This is a genomic window from Candidatus Nitrospira salsa, assembly GCF_965152625.1.
Genome location: NZ_CBCUCO010000004.1, coordinates 1162324 through 1185824, shown reverse-complemented (window position 1 = coordinate 1185824; position 23501 = coordinate 1162324). Strand labels below are relative to the sequence as shown.

Genomic DNA, 23501 nt, shown 5'->3' with positions numbered 1-23501 from the left:
CTCCCAATGTACGGATATATCTTCTAGACTCAATATGACATGATTAAAGTCAATAATGACTCCTTCTCAAAAAAAACACCTGATGCGTGACTGCTGCCTAGATATACATCATCCCATCATCCTGTCCATCATCCTGGTGGCCAATGAAATCCCCTTCCACCCAGTACATGGAAATGAAGATGGAATACGGTTTGCCCAGCCTCTTTCCCAATATTGGTCACAACCCGATAGCCCTGTTCGGCAAGACCTTTTTGTTGAGCGACACGGGAGCACGCAATCATCAACTGTCCAAGCACACTCTGATCACCCTCTTGGATCTTCGCCAAGGAGATAATATGCCGCTTGGGAATCACTAACGCATGCACAGGCGCCTGAGGGTTCAGGTCTTCAAAAGCGAGACAATCCTCATCTTCATACACTGTTGTCGAGGGAATCGACCCGTCGACTATTTGACAAAAAATGCAGTCACTCATGCCTTAGGCTCCGTTTCCGCTCGCAGACCTGACTTCCCAAATCGTTTCCCGAGTTCCTCGAAAATTTCTTTTGGTGGAATTTCCGCCTCTCCAAGCATCACCAGAGTATGAAACCATAAATCGGCCACCTCATACACAATCTCATCTCGATCTTTATTTTTCGCGGCCAAGGCCACCTCTCCGGACTCTTCGATAACTTTTTTCAGAATGCGATCAAGGTCTCCCTGAAGCAATTTTGAGACATAGGAACCTTCCTGAGGAGTATGCTTACGTGACAACACCATATCATAGAGTCGTTCGAGTACCCCTCCCCACGCCGCGTTGGTTGGCCCTACGTCACGAACCCCATGATCTCCTTCCATCTCCGTGTAAAAACAGGATCGATTTCCGGTGTGACATGTCGGACCGACGGGTTCGGCTTTGATCAATACTGTATCATCATCGCAATCAAGAAAGAGTGTTTTGAGAATGAGCTCATGGCCTGATGTTTCGCCTTTTTTCCAAAGCTGTTGTCGAGACCGGCTCCAAAAATGCACCCGCTTCGTATTCCTGGTGGCCTGCAGAGCTTCTTCATTCATAAACCCCACCATCAAGACGGTTCCATCAAGCCAATCCTGAACAATAGCGGGCACCAACCCGCTCTCTCCAAATTGAACCTGCCTGGCTGATAGGGTTTTGTTCATACGGATGACACCGAACAGGCCTCAACCATTCTGACAGGAATCCCCTGTTGAGCCAAATGAGTCTTCGCCTCTGCAATGGAATACGTTTTGAAGTGAAAAATTGACGCAGCTAATACTGCATCAGCCTGACCGATGGCCAGTGCCTCATACAGGTGCTGTAGGGTACCGGCGCCTCCCGAAGCTATGACCGGTATCGGTACGGCTCTCGAAACGGCAGCCGTTAATGGCAAATCGTACCCGTCTTTCTGCCCATCTTGGTCCATACTGGTCAACAAAATTTCTCCTGCACCATCATTGGCCATTCGCTGAGCCCACTCGACAACATCGAGCCCGGTCGCACGACGTCCCCCATGGGTAAAAACTTCCCATGTTTCTGAACTCTGCGTTTGACCTAAAGCCCTCTTGGACTTCGCATCAATGGCGACCACAATACATTGTGATCCAAAACGGCGTGCTGCGGATTTGACGAATTCCGGATCTTGAACAGCAGAGGTATTGATGCTGACCTTATCAGCCCCTGCAACAAGAAGCCGACGGACATCCTCTAACGTCCGAATGCCTCCGCCAACCGTAAGTGGCATAAACGCCTGTTCAGCCGTACGGGCAACCACATCAAGAATCGTGTCACGATTTTCATGAGAAGCCGTAATATCCAAAAAACAGAGTTCATCAGCCCCGGCCTTATCATATTCTTTCGCGACGGCGACTGGATCCCCAGCATCGCGAAGATCAACAAAGGATACACCTTTTACCACACGGCCATCCTTCACATCCAAACATGGAATGATGCGCTTGGCTAACACCGGGCTTCCTCTGAAGTCGATCGAGAGGCCGCCTGAAGCGCAGAAGTCAGCTCAATCGTCCCTTCATACAGGGCTTTACCGATAATCACACCAAAAACGTGCGGTTCAATATTTTTTATTGCGTGAATATCTGACACTTTCGTCACACCTCCTGATGCAATTAATGGATGTGTGGTTAAAGACGTCACATGTTCAAGCGCTTGAATATTGGGACCATCCAACATACCGTCACGTGAAATATCTGTGAAGATGATGCCGGCGAGGGGATACTGCGATAAAAACGGCACCACATCGTCGGGCTTTTTCCCAGACCCCTCAACCCACCCTCGAAGTGCAATCTCACCCTGCTTAATATCAATTCCTACCAAAATCTTTCCGGGAAACTCTTCGCAACTTTTGGCAATCAGTTCGGGCTGCTCAAGTGCAGCCGTTCCAAGCACGACACGAGCCACTCCGATCGACATATAGCGACGAATGGTCTCTAACGATCGAATGCCTCCGCCAACCTGTATAGGGATCGACACCTGTCTCACGATCGCTTCAATATCCGTGACGTGCTGAGGAAGCCCTTCGACCGCACCATCCAAGTCCACAACATGAAGGCATTCGGCTCCCAAAGACTGCCATTGCTTCGCCATCGCCGGCGGATCTTCCGAATAGCGGGTCTCTTGTGCCATATCTCCTTGCCGCAAACGCACACACCGTCCACCCTTGAGATCAATTGCTGGAAAAATTTTCATACACGATCCATCGTTCTCTCTATCAATTTTGCTAACCCTCGACGTGAAGATATCACAATCATTCACCACCCACGGGAAATTCCTTCATGACGTTCTGAACACCATATTGAGCCAGTTCGTCAGCGGTGACAAAGACCCCTCTCCGTTCAATAAAGCCCATAAGATCTTCATTCATGGGTTTTTGTTCTTCGTAGTATTCCCCAGTCCAGTGAATCTTTCCACTGAGCGGATCCACGAGATGAACTTCAAATCCCACAACCGCCGGTGTGGCCCCAATCTTTGTCCCCACACGTTCTCGATAGGTTCGGACAAGACCCATCACGACGGCATCAGCTTCCAAACGCGTTCCAATTTCTTTAACCGTCTCTTTCCAATTTTCCGTTGAATCCGGAGAACTATAAGAGGTCAGTGCCGTAGTCACGTCAAACGATGGGACAAGATGAATGCCAGCTCGATGTTCAAGAGACTCATACACCATCCTTGTAATACGTTGCGCAGCAAGATTGGAAACTTTAAGCGTTTCGGAGTGTGTGAGTTGCTCCCGTTCCGATGGCGAAGTCGGGAATTGAAATTGAGAACGGATCTCTGGAGGATTCACCAAAGCCTGAGATGGACGAGACACGAACTGTTGAGGTGTCGAAAGTGTTTGAAAGGGAAGAACGGCAAGCCGATGAATCGTTGTCGGTCGGAAGCTTGGAGAAGAGGTCACGGTCACTTTTGAAGGCACACAGGCCTCCATGCCCAGGAGACTACTCAGCAAGAGAACCATCCACCCCGGAGACATTGCATATCTCTGCTCATGAAACTGTAAAGAGAATACCCCCATTATTGCCAATTCCCAAAGTTACGAAAGAGTTGCAGGCCGATCGTTTGGCTCTTTTCCGGGTGAAATTGTGCGGCAAAAATATTGTCCTTCCACACACTCGATACGAAGGGAAATCCATATTCCGTGGTCGTGCACGTGACCTGCTGATCTTCAGGTTCGACATAATAAGAATGCACAAAGTAAAGATGACTCTCCGCAGGAATCTGTTCAAGCAAAGGTGAAGATTGATGTATGGTAATCGTATTCCACCCCATATGGGGAATCTTTAATCCTGCAGTCGATGACGAGTCAGCAGGAAATCGTTTCACAACGCCTGGAAGAATGCCTAACCCTTGGTGCTGGCCAAATTCCTCACTTTTTGTAAACAGCAATTGAAGTCCCAAACAAATACCGAGAAACGGTTTACCACTGGAAATGGCTTGACGAAGCGGAACATCTAATTCATAACGCATGAGGTTATCCATACAGTCGCCAAACGCCCCAACTCCTGGAAGCACGACATGACTTGCATCGGCAATTTTTGACGAATCTCGTGTCACGACGGCCTGATGTCCTACCGCTTCGAACGCCTTTTGGACGCTACGAAGATTCCCCATTCCATAGTCAATAATTGCAATCATCGTAACACCATACTGGATCGATTTTGCACACCCGGGTCCATGAATTATAACGACCCTTTCGTTGACAAAACGCCGACCACTCGTTGATCACGACTGATTGCTTGGGCCAACGCTTTCGCGAAGGCTTTAAAAATCGCTTCCATCTTGTGATGCGGGTTTCGCCCATACATAAGGTTAATATGCAGATTCAGCCCACCCTGGCTGACGAAGGCTTGAAAGAAATCTTCAAAGAGTCCCAGGTCTAACGTTTTAATCATCTGCGAGTGAAGATCAACATTATAGACCAAATACGGTCTCCCGCTCAGATCAACCGTGACTTGAGCCAAGGTCTCATCCAATGGGACACTCGCCCATCCGAAACGCACAATGCCTTCTTTTCTGCCAAGCGCTGTGTTGAGGAGTGATCCGAGAACAATCCCAATGTCTTCAATCGTATGATGATCATCAATATCCGTATCCCCCTTAGCCTTGACCGTCAAGTCGAAAAATCCGTGTTTGGCTAACAACGTCAGCATATGATCAAGAAACGGAATCGTCGTCTGAATATCGCTGGTCCCCGTGCCGTCGAGAGTCCAGGAAGCCTGAATAGATGTTTCCGCAGTCGTACGTTCAATCGACGCACCTCGAAAATCCTTTGCTTTACTCATAGCCAGCGACTCTCCATAGATTTTCCATGTGCATCGAGCCCTTCCATTCGGGATAGACACACGACGTGTTCGTTAACAGCCTTCAATTCTTTTCGGGAATAGGAAACAAGATTGCTTTTCTTGACATAATCATCTAACGACAAGCTTGAAAAAAATCGTGCACTCCCTCCTGTCGGAAGAACATGATTCGGTCCGGCCACATAGTCTGCGACGGCCGGAGGCGTATAGCGGCCAAGGAAAATTGCCCCGGCATGTCGAATATGCGGAAGATACTCTTCTGCTCGATCAAGATTGACCGCCAAATGTTCCGGCGCAATTTGATTCGACAGGGCAAAGGCTTTGGCTAGACTTGGCACCACAAACGCAAAAGCATATTTTCGAATGGACTTTGTCGCAATTTTTTTTCGACCTAATTGTGCAAGCTGCTGATCCACCATCATCACCACCTTTTGAGCAAACCTCTTGGATGTGGTGACAAGATAGACACGCGCCTCTTCATCATGCTCAGCCTCACACAAGAGATCGGCAGCCACATGGACAGGATCACTTGTCCCATCAGCAATCACCAATAACTCACTTGGACCGGCCACCATATCAATATCCACCTGTCCATAGACGAGCCGCTTCGCCGTGGCCACATAGAGATTCCCGGGTCCAACAATTTTATCGACAGGTTGAATCGTCTTGGTTCCAAATGCCATCCCCCCGATCGCCTGCACACCACCGACTCGATAGATTTCATCGACCCCGGCGATTTCGGCCGCCACGAGCAAGTAAGGATGAATCTCTCCAGTAGAGGTTGGCGTACACATCACTATTCGCTTAACCCCGGCAACTTTGGCAGGAATGGCATTCATCATCACCGAAGAGGGGTAGAGGGCTTTTCCACCTGGGACATACAGCCCCACGGCATCAAGTGGGGTGACTAACTGCCCAAGCCGCACTCCACCTTTGTTATATGTCCATGTCGAGGTCCGCTGACACTCATGAAACTCTTGGATGCGACTCGCCGCAAATCGAAGGGCACGTTCTTCCTCTTTTCCAATCAGAGTATGGGCTTTGTGAATTTCTTTTCGGGTAACAGGGAATTGCTTTGGCTGAAGATTCAATTGATCGAACTTTTTCACATACTGGGCAATAGCCGTATCTCCATTTTTTTTTACGGTTTGAAGAATACTCTTGACTGACGTTTCTACCTGTTCATTCTGCTGAGCCGAACGGTGAATGACGCCATTTAAGAACCGAGAAAAATTTTTGTCTTGATGTGAAATGATGTTCATATTGCGTTAAGACAGCCTTTTTTTATAGCACTTTCCTCTTGCATCGTCATCACCTCTCACATAACACTCCACATGACAGAGAACAATCATCTGCCGCAGGAGACTGTGGAATCGTGAAATACGCTATGGTCGACTTTTTTTGAGTCGCTCAATCAGTTCAGTGATCGCCGCATGCTTCATTTTGAGACTTGCCCGATTCACAATCACCCGTGCAGATGACCATGCGATGACTTCAGTTTCCACAAGGTTATGGGCCCTGAGAGTCCGGCCAGTTGAAACGAGATCGACAATGCGCTCGGTCAATCCGACAAGGGGCGCTAATTCAATGGAACCATAGAGTTTAATGATTTCAATTGGGATTCCCAATTGATTGAAATGCTTTTCCGTAATATTGGGGTACTTAGTCGCAACACGGAGCTTTGACGATAAACGATTGGGAAAGGTCTTCCCTTTCGGCATGGCCACAACAAGCTTACAGGTCCCCATCCGTAAATCAAGAGGTTCATACACATCCGGCTTTTGCTCAAGTAACACATCTTTTCCGACCACCCCAACATCAGCAGCTCCATATTCCACATAGGTTGGCACATCACTCGGCCTGACGATGAGTAAGGTATGACCGTCCTCCGGACAATCCCAGACTAACCGACGATCATCAATATTACGATTATGTCCCTTATACCCAGCCTGACGAAAGAGGTCTAAGGTGGGCGTCAGTAATGTCCCCTTTGAAAGGGCAATGGTAACCATATCGCTCATCATCCCTCCGACACACGTTGCACATTAGCACCTAACCCTTGCAGCTTCTGCTCAAACCTCTCGTATCCTCGATCTAAATGATAGACGCGCGAGACGGTGGTTTCACCCTCAGCCGCTAAACCAGCAAGTATCAGTCCGGCACTGGCTCGGAGATCAGAAGCCATGACTGGCGCACCGGTGAGAACAGGCGTGCCTTGAATGACCGCATGGTGTCCATCAACCTCAATCGTGGCTCCCATTCGATGCAATTCCGGCACATGCAAAAACCGTCCCTCAAATACGGTTTCAGACACGACGCTTGTTCCGCTTGAGACACACATCAACGCCATAACCTGAGCTTGTAAGTCCGTTGGAAATCCAGGATAGACTAACGTTTTAATTTCTAGCGGTCGTAATTGTTGTGGTGCCGTCAATCGCACTCCATGTTGCTCTTCGTGAACAACACACCCAGCTTCTTGCAGTTTACTGAGAACCGCACTTAAATGCCCTGGGATACATTGATCGACTAACACATCGCCTTGCGTAACAGCTCCAGCCATTAAATACGTCCCGGCTTCGACCCGATCAGGAATGACAGAATACTCGGCACCATGAAGTCCTGTGACACCTTCAATCGTGATGGCATCGGTGCCAGCACCAAAAATTTTTGCGCCCCGCTTGACGAGAAAATCAGCTAAATCAACAATCTCTGGTTCTTTGGCTGCATTATGGAGCACCGTGGTTCCATCAGCGAGGCAGGCCGCCATCAAAAGGTTTTCTGTTCCCGTGACAGTCGGAAAATCTAATTCAATCCGTCCACCCTTAAGCTTTGACGCTTTAGCATGAATATAGCCATGCTCAACATAGACATCCGCACCCAAGGTCACTAACCCCTTCAAATGCAGATTGACCGGCCTCGTGCCAATTGCACACCCGCCTGGAAGCGAAACTGTCGCCTCGCCAAACCTGGCGAGCAATGGCCCTAGGACCAAGACAGAGGCTCGCATGGTTTTCACTAAATCGTAGGGAGCCTCGGTAGCATGAACATCCGTTGCATTGAGAGTCACACAGGACCCTTCAGATTTGCAGCTAACCCCAAGAAGGTGAAGGAGCTTGACCATCGTCGACACATCCTTCACTTGAGGAAGGTTGGAGACGACACAGTCACCACCACTTAATAAGGTAGAAGCCAAGATTGGCAGAGCGGCATTTTTCGCGCCACCAATCGTCACCTCTCCCTTTAAACAGCGCCCACCTGAAATAACGACTTGATCCAAAGCTTTTGACGAAAGGCGTTACCCTGTTCGCTCTAAACAGACGACTCGTTGAATTCCCAACGAGTCATGAATAATTTCATGGACACGAAAGCGTCCCCCCGCACAGGCTTCGTCACAGAGACGACTGGCTTGGCCTTGACCGACTTCGACCACGAGATGCCCATCGGGAGCTAAAATGTTTTCGGCTTCAGGAAGCAAGCGCCGATAGACGGCAAGACCATCAGCACCCCCATCTAAGGCAAGCTTCGGTTCAAAATCACGAACATCACGGGAGAGGGAGGCCAACTCCGTTTCGCTAATATACGGGAGATTGGCTACAATCGCCGTCACTTTACCTAGGAAGCTAGCTGATGACAAGGGGGCCAAGAGATCGCCAACACAAAATCTTACCTGGCCATTTTGGCCATGAAATTCGGCATTGCGCACGGCTATATGTAGCGCTTGAAGAGAGCGATCTACTGCCACAATCATGGCATAAGGGCACTCTGCGCTCAACGCAATAGCCAGACAACCCGAACCGGTACCGACATCGACAATGATTGGACAAGAAAAGGCTTCGAGACGTACCATCATCGCCTGAACCAACAACTCCGTCTCCGGCCGCGGAATCAGGACATGGTTTGAAACCATAAACTCCATCCCCCAAAACTCTTGAGTTCCCAAGATATATTGAAGCGGTTCACCAGTTGACCGTCGCTCGATACTTTTCCACGCTCGACGTTGATCGTCATTAGTCAGAAGGCAATCCGGTGATGTATGAATCATCAAGCGTGTCACACCAATTGTCTGCTCAAGAATCCATGCCGCTTCATTGAGGGAATTGGTCACGCCACATGCAGAAAGCCTATGCACCGCCTCTCGATATAATTGCGAATACGACATGAGTCGACTCATGACACAAAGGTTCAGCCTTCTAAAGATAGTGAGGGTTCGAATATTGTCTAAAGATTTGGGATAGCAACCACACGAGTGTGCGGTAATGCTTACTGAACGCTTAATGCGTCAATAAGATCATCAAGGTCTCCCTCAAGCACACGTTCGAGCTTGTGAAGAGAGAGGCCGATACGATGATCAGTGACGCGATTTTGCGGAAAGTTGTATGTTCGAATTTTCTCACTACGATCCCCTGTCCCGACCTGAGAACGACGGTTTTCAGCAATGGACGCATCCTGTTTTTCACGTTCGGCATCGCCAATACGCGTGCGAAGAGTTCGCATCGCCTTATTACGATTTTTCAGCTGCGATCGTTCATCCTGACAGGTCACCACTACGCCAGTGGGAATATGCGTGATCCGTATAGCGGAATAGGTCGTATTAACGCTTTGTCCTCCGGCTCCAGACGAACAATACGTGTCAATCCGTAAGTCTTTGGGGTCAATGTGGACATCCACTTCCTCAACTTCAGGCATCACTGCTACCGTCGCTGTCGACGTGTGAATACGACCATTTGCCTCAGTTGTCGGCACTCGCTGCACTCGATGGACACCACTTTCATGCTTAAAGAACCCATAAGCGCCTTTCCCTTCCACTAAGAGCGAGGCATCTTTGTATCCACCAATTCCGGTTTCATGTGCCTCCACCAATTCAGCGTGCAAACCTTTGGCCTCAGAAAATTTCACATACATCCTAAGCAGTTCCCCAGCAAATAACGCGGCCTCACTCCCACCGGCTCCTGCACGAATTTCGATAAATGTATTTTTGTCGGCTCCCGCATCACGAGGACGCATCAACTCTTGAGCCTGTTGCTCCATGTCCTCACGACGCGCCTGAAGCGCCGTTAATTCCTCTTCAGCGAGCGTACGGAGCTCAACATCCTGACCAACGTCTTCAAGCATTCGCTGTGTATTGGTGATTTCTGTAAGAACTGATTGGTAGGAGAGATATAAATGAGCGGTTTCCTCAATTTCAGACCGTTCTTTATTGAGAGAAACAAGCAGCGACGGTTGGCTCAGAATGGCGGGGTCAGCAAATTGATCATTGAGCGTTTCATATCGATTGGCAATCGTTTCCCACTTTGTTAAGAACGACCCTTCGGACGTGTCCAGTTTTCCTTGTTCTGCCATGGGAGGAGTATTTCTAGAGACACCAAAACGTTTGCCCTTACACTACACTGAGTTCAGCTGATGTCAGTCTCGTCTTGAGAAATTAATTAAGACTTTGTTTTGGAAGCCTTTGGATTCTTTGCATACTTTTTCTTAAACCGTTCCACACGCCCTTCAGCATCTACAATTTTCTGTGTGCCGGTAAAAAATGGGTGACAACTTGAGCAGATGTCAACTTTCAAATCTCCAACCGTCGTGCGTGTCTCAAACTTCATTCCACACGCACAACTCACTGTCGCCATTTCATACGTCGGATGAATATCTTTTTTCATGGTGCCCTCCGAATTAATCTGATGTTGTGTTTTCCCGTTTGGCACGTATATAGAATTGCTCTAGTACACGATAATTCCAGGTTTAATTACCCTTTGATTATGGCTCATTTGCCGGATAAGGGCTTTGGCATACAGCGTTGCCATTATAGGTGTACTAGTATGCAAGAGTTACGGGTTTGGATTCAATACCCAGGAAAAACTCTCTAAAACGTCTTACCGATTCATCGACTGCAAGAACTCTTGATTGTTTTTGGTGCCTCCGATTTTATCCATCAAAAACTCCATCGCCTCCATGGTCCCCAAGGGACTCAGCACTTTCCGAAGAATCCACATCTTATTGAGACGATCTCGATCAACCAAGAGTTCTTCTTTTCGCGTACCAGATTGATTAATATCAATGGCCGGGAACAACCGTTTATCTGCAAGACGACGATCAAGGTGGACTTCCATATTTCCGGTTCCCTTGAACTCTTCGAAAATGACATCATCCATACGGCTTCCCGTATCGACCAACGAGGTGGCTAAAATGGTCAGACTCCCACCGTGCTCAATGTTTCTTGCTGCTCCAAAAAACCGCTTTGGACGTTGAAGCGCATTCGAATCTAATCCACCGGACAGCACCTTACCGCTGGGAGGAGCAATTGTATTGTATGCCCGAGCCAGCCGTGTAATGCTATCGAGAAGAATCACGACATCACGTTTATGCTCGACAAGTCTTTTAGCTTTTTCCATCACAATTTCGGCAACTTGAGCATGACGCTGAGCCGGTTCATCAAAGGTTGAGCTAATCACTTCAGCGGATTTCACTTGCCGCTGCCAATCGGTAACTTCCTCAGGACGTTCATCAATCAACAACACAATGAGCGTAATTTCTGAATGATTACTCAAGATCGCCCGGGCCATTGCCTGAAGAAGCATGGTTTTCCCGGTTCGTGGAGCGGCAACAATCAGACCGCGCTGTCCTTTTCCAATGGGCGTTGTCAGCTCCAACACTCGTGTACAGTACTCTTCCTGATCAAATTCAAGGTTAATCCGTTCTTCTGGGTAGAGTGGAGTTAAGTTATCAAACAGAATTTTGTCTCGTTGAACTTCAGGATCGTCATAATTAATCTTCTCGACTTTCAGGAGGGCAAAATACCGCTCGCCCTCCTTCGGAGGTCGAATCTGGCCTGAGACGATATCGCCTGTTCGTAAATTAAATCGACGAATTTGAGATGGCGAGATATAAATATCATCAGGACCAGGCAAATAGTTTGAGTCCGGAGCACGAAGAAACCCGAAACCATCAGAAAGGGTCTCAAGGACACCTTCCCCAAAAATCACTCCGTTTTTCTCTGTTTGCCCCTGAAGGATGGAGAATATTAGCTCTTGCTTTCGAAGATTCGGCGCCCCATCTATTTTCAGTTCACGGGCAAGATCATTGAGTTCACCAATTGATTTCTGCTTCAGTTCAGCCAAGTGCATAATATTCTCCATTAAGGGTCAAGTTTCTGGACATTCATCATTCAGACTATCCCATGAGCTTAAGGTGACATTAATAAAAAGAATAAAAACGCTATGTCATAGTGTGGACAATACAACAGAAAGAAGGACACGTGTTGGGATCAATTCTTCTGGTTACGTATGTCTAGGTGTATTGGAAGACTAATTAGAGAAACTGAGAGGCCACTATCTGAATCCTGACTAAGAACTTGTTTTTCAGCCCAGAGCTTTGAATGAACGTTGGTAGATCCGGGTAGCTACGCAGGCAGAAATGATTTCCAAAGAGTCGGGAAGGTGTATTCAATTTTGTATCTTACGGATGATCATAATGTCAATAGTCTTTGTCGGTAAATTTTTGCTTAAACTTAAATCAAAATAAAGGTAATGATAAAAACAAAGAAGATACAAGCAGTTACAAGCAAACCTCTGAACGATTCCACCAGGCCTGCAAAAAGAATGCAGCGATAAAGATCGGAGGCGTGATTGCGCCCGGATACAGGTTGTGATAAATGAAGGATAAAGCTCAACACAGACTCATACCCGTTTTTCATCATGCACAATCAAGAAGATCCACAAGAAAACGAACGAATTTTCACACTCGATGAGGCCAATGAACTTATCCCTCAGCTCGAACAGCTCTGGGCGCTGATTAAACAAGGGAAAACCGTTCTTGTTCAGACTCGGGACGAAATTAAAAAAGCCAGCGCCAACGCTCACCTAGGCGGAGGCAGTATCGCCGGCCCCAAATATATTCAAGCACTCAAAGACATTAATGAAAGCCTACACACCATTCATGAGTTAGGAATCATTGTCAAAGACGTCGACTTAGGATTATGTGACTTTCCTTACCTTCTTGATGGAAAAATCGTGTATCTGTGCTGGAAACTCGGAGAGGATAGAATCACGTGGTGGCACGAAATCAGTAGCGGCTATTCCGGTCGTCAGGTCTTACCAGAGAGCACGAGTTGATAATATTGACCATACACAAGATTGGCATCCCTGCATATCTACGAGATCAAGACCACATTCAGTCGACATTCGCTTGATGAATTTCCCTATAGCTGATTCAGTTATACCGAAACGGTAAAGCGCCAAAATGTTGAAATCCAATACGTGAGATAACACGTCAATCATTATCAGTAAATTCAAGCGGGTATAACCTCCCGATGTTTGAAGTAGTGCCCACGCTGAGCTACTGGGATACCTGAACCGAAAATTCTTTGGATTCGCTATAGGCACCACCTTCAAGAAAACACTCGCTTATGAAATTTGCCATTATTGGCCATGATGGGCCTGAAGGACCAACGAAGCGCCCTATTTATCGGCCTTCCCATTTACAGCGACTCAAAACATTAGACAAGCAAGGACGCCTGATTCTCGCCGGCCCTTTTGCCGACCAATCAGGTAGCCTCATGGTCATCGATGCTGACTCTCTAGCAGAAGCCGAAGCCTTTGCTCAAGAAGACCCGTACACCATCCACGGCGTCTTTCAGCATGTGGAGGTTCATCCGTTCACACAAGTACTTCCTGAATCATCACCTGATACATAGCCTGTACGTATTGTGAACAGCCGCAACTCAACAATTACTCGTCACTCCGGTTTGCCTTACAATGTGTTTCCGGCAAGTCGCAGAATAGCCTTCCATTCAAGGGCGCGTACCGGTTGCACCGATAACCGAGAGCCTTTTCGAAGAAGTTCCATTTGACGCAATTCAGGAACGTCCCTCAAGAAAGAAAGCGGGAGCTCGGAAGAAAATTTCTTCACAAACTTGACATCAACCATAAACCACCTGGATGCATCTGGTGTGCTTTTCGCATCATAATACCGGCTCTTCGAATCAAACGCATAATGATCTGGATACGACTCTTTGACAATTTCAACGAGACCCGCAATGGCAGGAGGATCGGCATTACTGTGGTAGAACAACGCCTGTTCACCGCGTTTCATCGCACATAAAAAGTTTCGAGCTTGGTAGTTTCGTACACCTTCCCAGCAAGTCGTTTGACGTGGGGATGAGGCGAGGTCATCGACAGAAAAGGTCCGTGGTTCGGATTTTAATAACCAATATTGAGACATGAGACTTGGAGTTTTCGTGCGATGCGGATTTGAAGTATTTGCCCTGAACGCATCAATGTACCTGGCGAGGTATAGGATGTCCATAGCCGTGAATACGATCAAGATGATCAGCCCGATATGGTAAGGATATTCCACCAGCTCATCCAACTCAGCATCGACTAATGATTGATCAACTCGTACAATTCGCCGAATCATGGATATCGAAGGAAGCCTGGGTAGGTCTTTTTGCATTTTCGGTTATTGCCTTTATCGGCACTCTTCTCGCTATCCCAGCGATCCTCATTCGGATGCCTCCTGATTATTTCCAAAACCATCACCACAAACCCTGGTTTGCGAATCATCATCCTGTGGTACGAATTCTCGGCCTCTTCGTCAAAAATATTATCGGGATGATTTTTCTTCTTGCGGGAATTGCCATGTTGGTCTTACCAGGACAAGGGCTACTCACGATGCTTCTCGGCATTCTCTTTATCGATTTCCCGGGCAAACATCGACTGGAGAAAAAACTCGTTCAACATCCAACCATTTTGAAGACCATCAATGCGCTCCGGAAAAAGGTCGACAAGCCACCGTTTACATTTGACTGAATCCGTGGAATCCGAACACGGCGCACAATCACCCATGCCAGTCCCAACAATTTACTCCCTGCGAATCCATTGCTAGGATATCCTTCGATGCGTACGCTCCAGACATTCGGCTGGATGAGCCTTGCGATCCTTTGTGCGATCGCATTCGGACATGTGGTCGGCTTCGTCAACCCATCAGAAAAAGTTAATGGTCTGTGGTTAGTCGTGGCCGCTTCGTGTTTTTATGTATTGGCCTACCGATTCTATGGACGGTTTTTGGCTCAACGGGTCATGAACCTTGACAACCAACGACGCACGCCTGCCCATCGTCTTGAAGACGGCACCAACTTCTATCCAGCCAATAAATATATTCTCTTTGGTCATCACTTTGCTGCAATTGCAGGAGCCGGGCCACTTCTTGGGCCTGTGCTAGCGGCCCAATTTGGGTACATTCCAGGCTTTCTTTGGATTGTCGTTGGTGCAGTACTGGCCGGAGCCGTACAAGACTTTGTCATTCTCGTCGCCTCCATGCGCCGAAACGGCCGTTCGCTTCCAGAAATTGCTCATGCCGAAATAGGATCGGTTACCGGAATGGCAACAGCCATTGCCGTACTCTTTATCGTCATCGTGGCGCTAGCTGGATTGGGACTTGCTGTTGTCAATGCGTTATATGAGAATGCTTGGGGAGTCTTTACCATTACGATGACAATTCCGATTGCCTTCGTCATGGGTATGTACTTGCAGAAAGTTCGTCCAGGCCGAATCGGAGAAATGTCGCTGATCGGCGTTGGCTTACTGACAATAGCCATCATTGCTGGAAGAGCTGTGGCCCTGTCTGATTGGGCTGACTGGTTCCTTCTTGACCGAAATACCCTCGTTTGGGGCTTGGCTATGTATGGCTTTTTCGCCTCGGTGCTTCCTGTCTGGATGCTCTTAGTGCCTCGTGATTACCTTTCAACGTTTATGAAACTGGGGGTTATCGCCCTGCTCGGTGCCGGTGTCATCGTGCTCGCGCCGGTCATTGAAATGCCACGCACCACTGAATTTATTCATGGAAATGGTCCGATCATCCCAGGTACGCTGTTTCCGTTCTTGTTCATCACGATTGCCTGCGGTGCCATTTCCGGGTTCCATTCCTTAGTATCTTCCGGCACAACCCCGAAGCTCATCAGCCAAGAATCTCAGGCCATCGTAGGATACGGCGCGATGTTACTGGAAAGTTTTGTGGGGGTCATCGCGCTCATCGCAGCTTGCCTCCTTATCCCAGGAGATTACTTTGTCATCAATACTCATCTTTCCATCGAAACGCTCGCATCTATGGGATTTCCTGTCTCAAAGATTCATGAGCTTTCTCACATGGTCGAGGTGGATGTTTCTGGCAGGCCTGGTGGTGCCGTATCGCTTGCCGTCGGGATGGCTTCGATTTTTTCAGCCCTTCCAGGCATGTCCGGGCTCATGGCTTACTGGTATCAATTTGCTCTTTTGTTTGAAGCTCTCTTTATCTTAACCACGATTGATGCAGGGACCAGAGTCGCACGATACCTTGTGCAGGAACTTGGAGGACATGCCTACGAACCGCTCAAGCAGATTAACTGGTGGCCTGGAGTCATTGGATGTAGCGGACTTGTCGTCGGAGCTTGGGGGTATTTAATCGGCACTGGATCCATCTCGACTATTTGGCCCATGTTCGGAGCGGCCAATCAGTTGCTGGGGATGTTAGCTCTGTGCATCGCCACGACCGTCTTAATCAAGATGAACAAAGCTCAGTATCTTTGGGTCACCGTCATGCCAATGATCTTTGTGGGAATCATTACCTTGGCCGGATGTTACGAGCTGTTCCACCTTTTCCTCCAGCGAGCATTGACTGGCCCAAGCACACAGGTCTTCACCATGTGGGTAAACACCACTCTCGTGGGAGTTGTTGCGACGTTGGCAATCGTCGTCCTCATCGATAGCGTTATGAAGTGGTATGGGTACCTCATTTTAAAACGGCCGTACACGAACAGTGAAGTGACGGAGGGCGAAGGTATTCAGCTGCCAGCGGGACGCTGCTGTTAGACCATGTGAGGAAAAGAACGTATAACGTATCGCGTGCCTGCGCGCTGTTGCGCTTTCAGCCTTCGTAGCCACTTCGGCGAAGTAGGCCCGGCGCGCAAGCGTGAAGCGTATCTCGTAAAAAACAGAAACACTTTTCCCTCGAAATACGAGCAACGAGCAACTATTCAGGAAAATGCCACTGGTAGGCGTCATTGAGCATTCACAGAAAGGAACGGTATGGCTAATCAATACTCATTTGATATCGTCTCAAAAATTGACATGCAGGAAATGAAGAACGCGGTTGACCAAACAGACAAAGAAATCAGCCAGCGATTTGATTTCAAAGGATCAAAAACAGAGTTGACCCTGAAAGAGAAAGAGCGAGAACTGGAAATTGTCTCCGATGACGAATACAAGCTCAATGCGGTCATTGATATTTTGAAAGGCAAATGTATTAAAAGAAATATTTCTTTAAAAGGTCTCGCATTTGGCAAAATGGAGGATGCCTTAGGAAGTACCGTCCGCCAAAAGGTTGGGATTCAGAGCGGAATTCCTGAGGATAAGGCGAAAATTATTACGAAAGCCATTAAAGAACAAAAGTTAAAAGCTCAAGCACAAATCCAAGGAGACCAAATTCGCGTTCAAAGCAAGAGTAAAGACGAACTCCAAACGGTGATGAGCTTTCTTAGACAGGAAGACTTTGAAATTGAACTCACATTTGAAAATTATCGCTAAGCTTTTTCGTTACCTTCTTGAGCGATCAGTCCGAGAGACATCCGCTCGTGAAGTCTTGAAGTGCGTCATCTAAGGCCTGTTGTGCGCTATTCGCGCGAAGAAGATCCAGCGCCTCCTCAAGCGTTCCCTGACCCTGGCCTATGGGAACCTTCAGGCGATCCATCCGTTCGGTGGCGGTCTTTTCCACTTGAAAGGTGACGAGTTCTTGTGCGACATCAATGACCCCAAGTTCGACCAAGGCCACATTGAATGTCGTCGTTCCCGGCATTTGCGTCATCATCCGGCTTTCTCCGAAGGTGCCCACATGTGTCGATTCCGTGCTTGAAAATAACGCAACAATCAATGCATCGATATGATGTGGCTTGGCCGCGTTGAGAAGAGCTGAAAACTCGTCCCCTTCTTGGATTCCATCTCTTGGAATACGTTTCACTTCAGAAACACCACAATGTTGTCCAAGATAAACCTGTATTCTCTGTGAAAGCTTGGATAGCAGAGGCAACGAAATAGGGGGAGCCGCCTCTCGACCAGTGGCATCAGAATGGATGGCTAGCCCAAATATCCGATCTTTTGACCAGAGACCTACCGGTTTCGAGCTCAGGGCCATTCTGTCTACAGACAGCCCAAGAACCGCTGGCATTCGCGGCCTTAGAGTCGAAACACACCCACATATACTTATCACAAGAACACCAATAATGACTCCAAGACCAAGTTGTTTTTGATAATGTCTCATGACGACGGCTGCTTCCTCCACGCCTCTTGAAAATGCATCAGTGCTTGCTTCATCGCATCATGGGCCGAAACGGCACGAAGTGAGTCATACGCGGTCTCTTCTGTCGGATAGATTGGCGGTTGGGTCACATCACGACGAACCACAGGGTAGACATTAGATTCAAGCGGCACGTTGAGACGTTCAAGGACTGACCAAGCAGAACCATTCGCATGAACAACGGGTAGGCCGGTCGTGCCATCGATTAAAGCCAACTCAACAAGCGCGTAGTTTTCAGCGCGAACGCCAACAAGAAGCCCTCCCCGAGCTCCTGAACCCTGTAGAGTGCCCTGTAACGGGAAACGATCGGAGACCTCTTTTTCAGTACTCGAAAGCACGGCAAAAAGGAGATAGTCCAACCTTTCCTGTTGGGCAAGACGAACAAACTGGGAAACATTCTCCCCCTGCGTGAGGTGATCAGAGTCAATCACGCTCACAACGGTGAGGGGAAACTGTTCGTCAAGATTCGCTTTTAAACGATGAGTAAACCTGTCAAACTCGCCATCAGAAAGTGCAGGAGCTGACTGTGGTGCCGTCGTATCATTCACGGCCAAGAGACCGGCTTTTAAACGACCGGCAGGGATAGAATCTGTTGGAAAATTTGACCATCGTTTATTGTCGACACCGAAATAGACTGGAAGCCGTTCGGGTAAAGACTGCGTCATACAACTACTTACGATCAGGGAAGTTACCGCAAGGCTCATAATGAGAATAGCGTGCATGGTGCTCCTTTCTTGTGGATGATCGAACAGGCAACGATAATCAATTTGAGAATATTGAATATTGTCCATCTCCACATCGAATGACGTCAAGAAAGTTCACTCTTCGACCCAAGAGTATATTGCATCTCCCGAGGTCATAGGGTAGGTTACCAGTATGTCGAGTCCAACGCAGAAATGGTTGCATATGTTTTTCTGGGTCTTATTCGTGGGATCGCTCACCGCATGCGATAAGATCTCCATCCCTCGCCTGTCGTTCGATGAAAAACCCGAGTCCAAGCTCCCCATATCCGTTATCTATCGATTTGATCCCTCGCTGGTCCAACATACCCAAGTCGTTGATGCCTGCGGCTTGCCCCATACGATCAAATCCGGCGAAATCATTACTAAAACCTTTCTCAAGGTGGGACAAGAACATTTTGCATCGGTTGGCACTCAGCCCACAGTCTCAGCTGGCTCCACCAACTCGCTAAACGAAATCACCATTGACCTAAAGTTTGTTCAGATGAATTTTGAACCAGTCGGCCGTTCAGGCGAAGAAGATCGGTATCATGCCAATGTTGGGCTCCAGCTCCAAGCCGTCTATCAAGACTCCCAGGGCAAGGCCTTAGCTCAAACCCCGCTTGACTACAAAGATAAAGTCAACATGTGGACTCCAGCACTCACCAGCCAAACACAGTCATGCGTAACCGGACAGTTTGATGCCGTGGTAGAAGACGCCGCTGCAACCTTAGCGAAAGAAATGGCCAACGTGCTTCCTCGTCTCTATGGTCAATCTCCACAGGCACCTGTCGCGGGAGGAGGAAGCAACACCGCACAGGTTCCCTCACAACCAATATCCAAACAACACCCTTCTCTTTCATTCAGGACCAAGCTCCAGGATGCGAACGATAACTTAGTCCTCGAGGGTGGAGAGAACGTGATTCTTCAAATTGAAACGACGAATGTCAGTTCAACACCATTGCCATCCGCCTATGTCGAATTACGTGGGAGTCAAGCCATAGTCAATGCATTTTCAACAGTCACGACATTACCTATATCGATTGGCCCACTACAGGCCGGAGAAAGTAAAACGACAGAAGTACGCGGCCGCATGCCCGCGACCGTTGAACAAGAAAAGGGGGAGCTGGAAGTATCGATTTCATTGTCCCATGGCATTCCGCCCGGCGCGCATACTATTCTTGCCGCGATTCAACCCGGGACCTCTTCATTTCAACAGACGCCACAAAAAAGCATGCTCCCATCTCCTGAGGACGGAAACAGCAAGAATCCCCCAGAGACCACGCCAGAAGAGATTTCCAATTACGCTCTTGTGGTTGGACTCAATGAGTATCGAGATCCATGGCCACAGGCCAACCAGGTTTCAGCACAACAGATACAACGTCTGGCCGGCGTTCTTGGCGAAACAGGATCTTTCACCGAAGATCGCATCAAGGTTCTAAATGGAAGCCATGCCACTCGCACCGACATAGAAGAAACCTTATTCACCTGGGCAAAGCATCAGCTGACTTCCGATACCATCTTCTTCTTCTATTTCGCTGGTCATGCTCTAGTCGATCCGGAGAAGGGAGAGGTGTACCTCGTTCCGTATGAAGGCTCACTCACCGCTTCAAAAAAACACCTAATCTCACTACGAAGCCTTCAACGTGTCCTAGGCAAACTCAAGGTCAAGCTTTCGCTCTTATTCTTGGATACGCCCGTTGCTCAATATTTAGATGACACAGGAACCGCCGTCGGATTGAACGGGGCAACCCCACCCAATTGGCGTGCGTCCATTTCCTCTATGGATTCATCCCGACCCCTGATCATTCAAATTCGACGACTTGCGGAAGAGAAAATTAAACAAGAACCAACTCAGCTGCTGGCCGGATTGCGAGGGAAAGCAGATCACAATCAAGACGGCACGGTTACGCTTGGAGAGTTTCTTAAGAATTTAGAAAGTATAGCAGAAGTAATTTACACCGAATCTCAAGCCTTGCCCCACCTCAACACTCCGCTGGCTCAATAATTTTATCGAGACACGACACATCGACACACTTCACGAATCACACTCACATTTGACCTTACAAGAATCAGTGCAGACACAAAAGCACTTGAATGGTTGAGTCGATGGACGGGCATTTTATTCTCCATACATGACAAACGGTTGTCATCCGCATTGTACGACTCATATCGTTTCCACTCTTTTCCAATCTCGTAGGCCGCTATATCAAAACATATCGTCATTCGCACATCATCACATTCTTTCAGTCAGTTCAACATCCGTTCTCCTTTCAATACAGGAAAGACGAAATTTATCTAAAAAGATACTGAACGTATCGTGTTGAATCGTTTTTGAGTTTTAGTTGGGCCTTGTCTTTCCCTCTCACTATCAATTCTCTTACAAGCAAATCTCCTGTAAAAACCCTCATATTTCAGTTAGTTTTTATGTATTCTCACATGCAGTTCGTGCCTGGCATTAATTCTGCTTTATTAGAATTTCATTGACATACTTCATTCATACAAGGAGTTCTGACATGACACAACACACATTTCTTCAAAAAGAATTTGATCATAGACATATATTTCTCTTTAACATCTTCGGGCATCAATCCAACAGCAACTCTGCACGACATCGTCCCCTCATGTATTTCAAAATGATTGGGATGACCAAGTTGCCCTTGTGTCTGCTGTTCACTCTTTGTCTCTGTACTAGCGTATTAGGTGCCACTAATGACGCCCTGTTCACCCAATCCGGTGACTCACAGAGAGGGAGCATCACTCACGAGGGCAACCAACTCCAGACCTCTCTTTCTCAATACGGACGTGAGAATCACACCACAATCGAACAAGTCGGCGACGCGCACCATGCAACAGTCCTTCAACGTGGGCTTCATCACATGACCGATATTTCACAAATTGGCGAAGGACATGTTGCCACACTCTCTCAGGAGGGTGGAGCGAATCGGCTCAGCCTGAATCAAGACGGTGATGCGCACGAAGTTGATATTCGACAAGGCCCGTTATCACATGAAGGCCACATCACCGTTGAACAATTCGGCACGGCCCATGTGGCGTCAGCCCACCAAGATGGTGCATACAACACAATGACCCAACATCAAGAAGGATATGCCAATATCCTCGCCGCCTCTCAATTGGGCGACGACAATCAGATCAAGCAAGAACAAGAGGGGAGCGGGAACGAAGCTTCTGCCCGACAGCACGGCTATGGAAATACGATATCGCAAACACAGATTGGGAATAACAATACCGCAGAAGCCGAACAATTCGGTCAAGACAACTCAATTACCCACACGCAGATTGGTGATGGACTAGCCTATTCCATCACGCAAGAAGGTCAAGGGCTTGCCATTACTGTCACACAAGACTCCACCGGGACGGTAGCCATGAGTCCGTAGCACTCCAGGGAAAGGGTGCGGCTCGTCCGGCGCGCAGGACGGGAAATTTCATTCCCATGTGATTTCATCAATTCATTTACATTCATCAAGGAGGGTTTTATGTCACGCACATTCAACAGATATACACCATTCGCCGGGATCAGCACCGCCGTTCTCTTCGCGTTGCTGACCACAGGGGCATGGGCATCGGTACCCAATAACGTGGCGGAAATGATTCAAGATGGAGACGACAATACTGCGACAATTGTCCAGGCTCCAGATCCAGACGGTATACGCTTAGAAGCCTACATCAATCAGGCTGGCGACTATAATTATGCGACCATTACTCAAAACGACTCGTCAGCATACAATGTGGCGACGATTGATCAAAGTGGCGATGGGAATTCGGCTGATCTATCTCAAAGCTGGTACTCCGTATACAATGAGGCCACTGTGAATCAAGGCGGCGATTACAATACTGCCTGGGTTTCTCAAAACGACAGTTCTGTGGCCAATTATGCCACGATCGATCAAAGTGGTGATGGAAACTCAGCAGGGGTTTCTCAAAGTTGGGACTCAGAATACAATCACGCGTCGGTCGATCAAAGCGGCGATTACAATAACACCTGGATTTCGCAAAACGATAGCTCACAAGGCAACACTGCCACCGTGAATCAAAGCGGCGACGAGAACTCAGCCGAAGTTTCACAAAGTTATGGGGCAGGATACAATGACGCCACCGTGGATCAAAGCGGAGACTACAATATCGCTTCCATTGACCAAGACGGCAGTCTCTACAATGTCGCCGAGGTCGACCAAAGTGGAAACTCCAATGATGCCACCGTCATTCAGCGGGAAGAGTCTGAGGGGAACTATGCCATGATTGATCAAAGCGGCGATGGCAACTCTGCGACGGTATCTCAAGACTATCACTCATTCTACAACCACGCCACGATCGATCAAAGTGGCGATTACAACTCTGCAACCATCGAACAGAATTATGATTCCGCAGACAACTATGCGTCTGTTGATCAAAGTGGCAATGATAATTCAGCCGAAATTTTCCAGAGCGACTACGCACAATACAATGAAGCCACAGTGAATCAAAGCGGGAATTACAATTCTGCCACCATTCTTCAAAATGAAAGTATGGACAATGTGGCGCACGTCGATCAATCCGGCGACGGAAATCTGGCGTTTGTGAACATGGTTGGCCATGAATACGACGCGGTAACCGTTATGCAAGCTGGAAACGGAAACGTCGCACAATACAATCCTTAA

General features: G+C 48.0%; 25 protein-coding genes. 8 read left to right on the top strand and 17 right to left on the bottom strand.

What is annotated here, in order from left to right:
• Positions 1–128: 128 nt before the first annotated feature.
• From ACWQXP_RS19610 to rho, 14 genes are all read right to left on the bottom strand, one after another.
• Complete coding sequence (locus ACWQXP_RS19610) at positions 129–473, bottom strand: histidine triad nucleotide-binding protein (protein ID WP_454064532.1); 345 nt, start codon at positions 471–473, stop codon at positions 129–131.
• Positions 470–1156 carry a bifunctional phosphoribosyl-AMP cyclohydrolase/phosphoribosyl-ATP diphosphatase HisIE gene (hisIE, locus tag ACWQXP_RS19605; protein WP_454064531.1) on the bottom strand — a complete coding sequence of 229 codons (687 nt, stop codon included), beginning with the start codon at positions 1154–1156 and terminating at the stop codon, positions 470–472. Before hisIE ends, ACWQXP_RS19610 begins: the two co-directional genes overlap by 4 nt.
• Positions 1153–1959, bottom strand: a complete 807-nt coding sequence (hisF, locus tag ACWQXP_RS19600; protein WP_454064530.1) for an imidazole glycerol phosphate synthase subunit HisF — start codon at positions 1957–1959, stop codon at positions 1153–1155. The genes hisIE and hisF overlap by 4 nt, the downstream gene beginning before the upstream one ends.
• Positions 1953–2699: a 1-(5-phosphoribosyl)-5-[(5-phosphoribosylamino)methylideneamino]imidazole-4-carboxamide isomerase gene (gene hisA / locus ACWQXP_RS19595; protein WP_454064529.1), complete on the bottom strand. Its 747-nt coding sequence runs from the start codon at positions 2697–2699 to the stop codon at positions 1953–1955. Before hisA ends, hisF begins: the two co-directional genes overlap by 7 nt.
• Positions 2700–2757: 58 nt before the next feature.
• Positions 2758–3426 carry a hypothetical protein gene (locus tag ACWQXP_RS19590; RefSeq protein WP_454064528.1) on the bottom strand — a complete coding sequence of 223 codons (669 nt, stop codon included), beginning with the start codon at positions 3424–3426 and terminating at the stop codon, positions 2758–2760.
• 98 nt (positions 3427–3524) lie between these two features.
• A complete protein-coding gene (hisH, locus tag ACWQXP_RS19585; RefSeq protein ID WP_454064527.1) occupies positions 3525–4145 on the bottom strand; it encodes an imidazole glycerol phosphate synthase subunit HisH in 621 nt (206 codons plus the stop codon).
• Between the two features lie 44 nt (positions 4146–4189).
• A complete protein-coding gene (hisB, locus tag ACWQXP_RS19580) occupies positions 4190–4792 on the bottom strand; it encodes an imidazoleglycerol-phosphate dehydratase HisB (protein ID WP_454064526.1) in 603 nt (200 codons plus the stop codon).
• Positions 4789–6072, bottom strand: coding sequence for a histidinol dehydrogenase (hisD, locus tag ACWQXP_RS19575; protein WP_454064525.1), 1284 nt, complete (start codon positions 6070–6072; stop codon positions 4789–4791). Before hisD ends, hisB begins: the two co-directional genes overlap by 4 nt.
• 123 nt (positions 6073–6195) lie before the next feature.
• Positions 6196–6831, bottom strand: coding sequence for an ATP phosphoribosyltransferase (gene hisG, locus ACWQXP_RS19570; RefSeq protein ID WP_454064746.1), 636 nt, complete (start codon positions 6829–6831; stop codon positions 6196–6198).
• Positions 6831–8087, bottom strand: coding sequence for a UDP-N-acetylglucosamine 1-carboxyvinyltransferase (murA, locus tag ACWQXP_RS19565; protein WP_454064524.1), 1257 nt, complete (start codon positions 8085–8087; stop codon positions 6831–6833). Before murA ends, hisG begins: the two co-directional genes overlap by 1 nt.
• Positions 8088–8105: 18 nt before the next feature.
• A complete protein-coding gene (gene prmC / locus ACWQXP_RS19560) occupies positions 8106–8969 on the bottom strand; it encodes a peptide chain release factor N(5)-glutamine methyltransferase (RefSeq protein ID WP_454064523.1) in 864 nt (287 codons plus the stop codon).
• 101 nt (positions 8970–9070) lie between these two features.
• Positions 9071–10150, bottom strand: coding sequence for a peptide chain release factor 1 (gene prfA / locus ACWQXP_RS19555; protein WP_454064522.1), 1080 nt, complete (start codon positions 10148–10150; stop codon positions 9071–9073).
• Positions 10151–10236: 86 nt separating this feature from the next.
• Complete coding sequence (gene rpmE, locus ACWQXP_RS19550; RefSeq protein ID WP_454064521.1) at positions 10237–10461, bottom strand: 50S ribosomal protein L31; 225 nt, start codon at positions 10459–10461, stop codon at positions 10237–10239.
• Between the two features lie 213 nt (positions 10462–10674).
• Positions 10675–11925: a transcription termination factor Rho gene (gene rho, locus ACWQXP_RS19545; protein WP_454064520.1), complete on the bottom strand. Its 1251-nt coding sequence runs from the start codon at positions 11923–11925 to the stop codon at positions 10675–10677.
• A 570-nt stretch (positions 11926–12495) separates the two neighbouring features.
• Here rho and ACWQXP_RS19540 point away from each other — a divergent pair.
• Both ACWQXP_RS19540 and ACWQXP_RS19535 read left to right on the top strand, forming a co-directional pair.
• Positions 12496–12912 carry a DUF2203 domain-containing protein gene (locus ACWQXP_RS19540; RefSeq protein ID WP_454064519.1) on the top strand — a complete coding sequence of 139 codons (417 nt, stop codon included), beginning with the start codon at positions 12496–12498 and terminating at the stop codon, positions 12910–12912.
• A 293-nt stretch (positions 12913–13205) separates the two neighbouring features.
• Positions 13206–13493, top strand: a complete 288-nt coding sequence (locus ACWQXP_RS19535) for a YciI family protein (protein WP_454064518.1) — start codon at positions 13206–13208, stop codon at positions 13491–13493.
• 56 nt (positions 13494–13549) lie between these two features.
• On the opposite strand, the gene ACWQXP_RS19530 is transcribed toward ACWQXP_RS19535, so the two are convergent.
• A complete protein-coding gene (locus ACWQXP_RS19530) occupies positions 13550–14215 on the bottom strand; it encodes an EVE domain-containing protein (protein ID WP_454064517.1) in 666 nt (221 codons plus the stop codon).
• Here ACWQXP_RS19530 and ACWQXP_RS19525 point away from each other — a divergent pair.
• The 3 genes from ACWQXP_RS19525 to ACWQXP_RS19515 all read left to right on the top strand — a co-directional run bounded on the left by ACWQXP_RS19525 (position 14182) and on the right by ACWQXP_RS19515 (position 17358).
• Positions 14182–14607: a PGPGW domain-containing protein gene (locus tag ACWQXP_RS19525; RefSeq protein ID WP_454064516.1), complete on the top strand. Its 426-nt coding sequence runs from the start codon at positions 14182–14184 to the stop codon at positions 14605–14607. The two genes, ACWQXP_RS19530 and ACWQXP_RS19525, sit on opposite strands and share 34 nt — an antisense overlap.
• Positions 14608–14694: 87 nt before the next feature.
• Positions 14695–16644: a carbon starvation CstA family protein gene (locus ACWQXP_RS19520; protein WP_454064515.1), complete on the top strand. Its 1950-nt coding sequence runs from the start codon at positions 14695–14697 to the stop codon at positions 16642–16644.
• A gap of 216 nt (positions 16645–16860) precedes the next feature.
• The gene (locus tag ACWQXP_RS19515; RefSeq protein ID WP_454064514.1) at positions 16861–17358 is read left to right on the top strand and encodes a YajQ family cyclic di-GMP-binding protein; all 498 of its coding nucleotides are present in this window, start codon (positions 16861–16863) and stop codon (positions 17356–17358) included.
• 25 nt (positions 17359–17383) lie between these two features.
• Here the strand turns inward: ACWQXP_RS19515 and ACWQXP_RS19510 are convergent, their stop codons facing one another.
• Entirely contained in the window at positions 17384–18088 is a 705-nt protein-coding gene (locus ACWQXP_RS19510; protein ID WP_454064513.1) for a hypothetical protein, read from the bottom strand.
• Complete coding sequence (locus ACWQXP_RS19505) at positions 18085–18846, bottom strand: hypothetical protein (protein ID WP_454064512.1); 762 nt, start codon at positions 18844–18846, stop codon at positions 18085–18087. The genes ACWQXP_RS19510 and ACWQXP_RS19505 overlap by 4 nt, the downstream gene beginning before the upstream one ends.
• A 154-nt stretch (positions 18847–19000) precedes the next feature.
• On the opposite strand from ACWQXP_RS19505, the gene ACWQXP_RS19500 reads away from it, so the two are divergent.
• The 3 genes from ACWQXP_RS19500 (at position 19001) to ACWQXP_RS19490 (ending at position 23501) form a co-directional block, all read left to right on the top strand.
• Positions 19001–20851 carry a caspase family protein gene (locus ACWQXP_RS19500; RefSeq protein WP_454064511.1) on the top strand — a complete coding sequence of 617 codons (1851 nt, stop codon included), beginning with the start codon at positions 19001–19003 and terminating at the stop codon, positions 20849–20851.
• Between the two features lie 508 nt (positions 20852–21359).
• On the top strand, positions 21360–22241 hold the full coding sequence (locus ACWQXP_RS19495; protein ID WP_454064510.1) for a hypothetical protein: 882 nt from the start codon (positions 21360–21362) through the stop codon (positions 22239–22241).
• A 99-nt stretch (positions 22242–22340) separates the two neighbouring features.
• Positions 22341–23501: a hypothetical protein gene (locus tag ACWQXP_RS19490; RefSeq protein ID WP_454064509.1), complete on the top strand. Its 1161-nt coding sequence runs from the start codon at positions 22341–22343 to the stop codon at positions 23499–23501.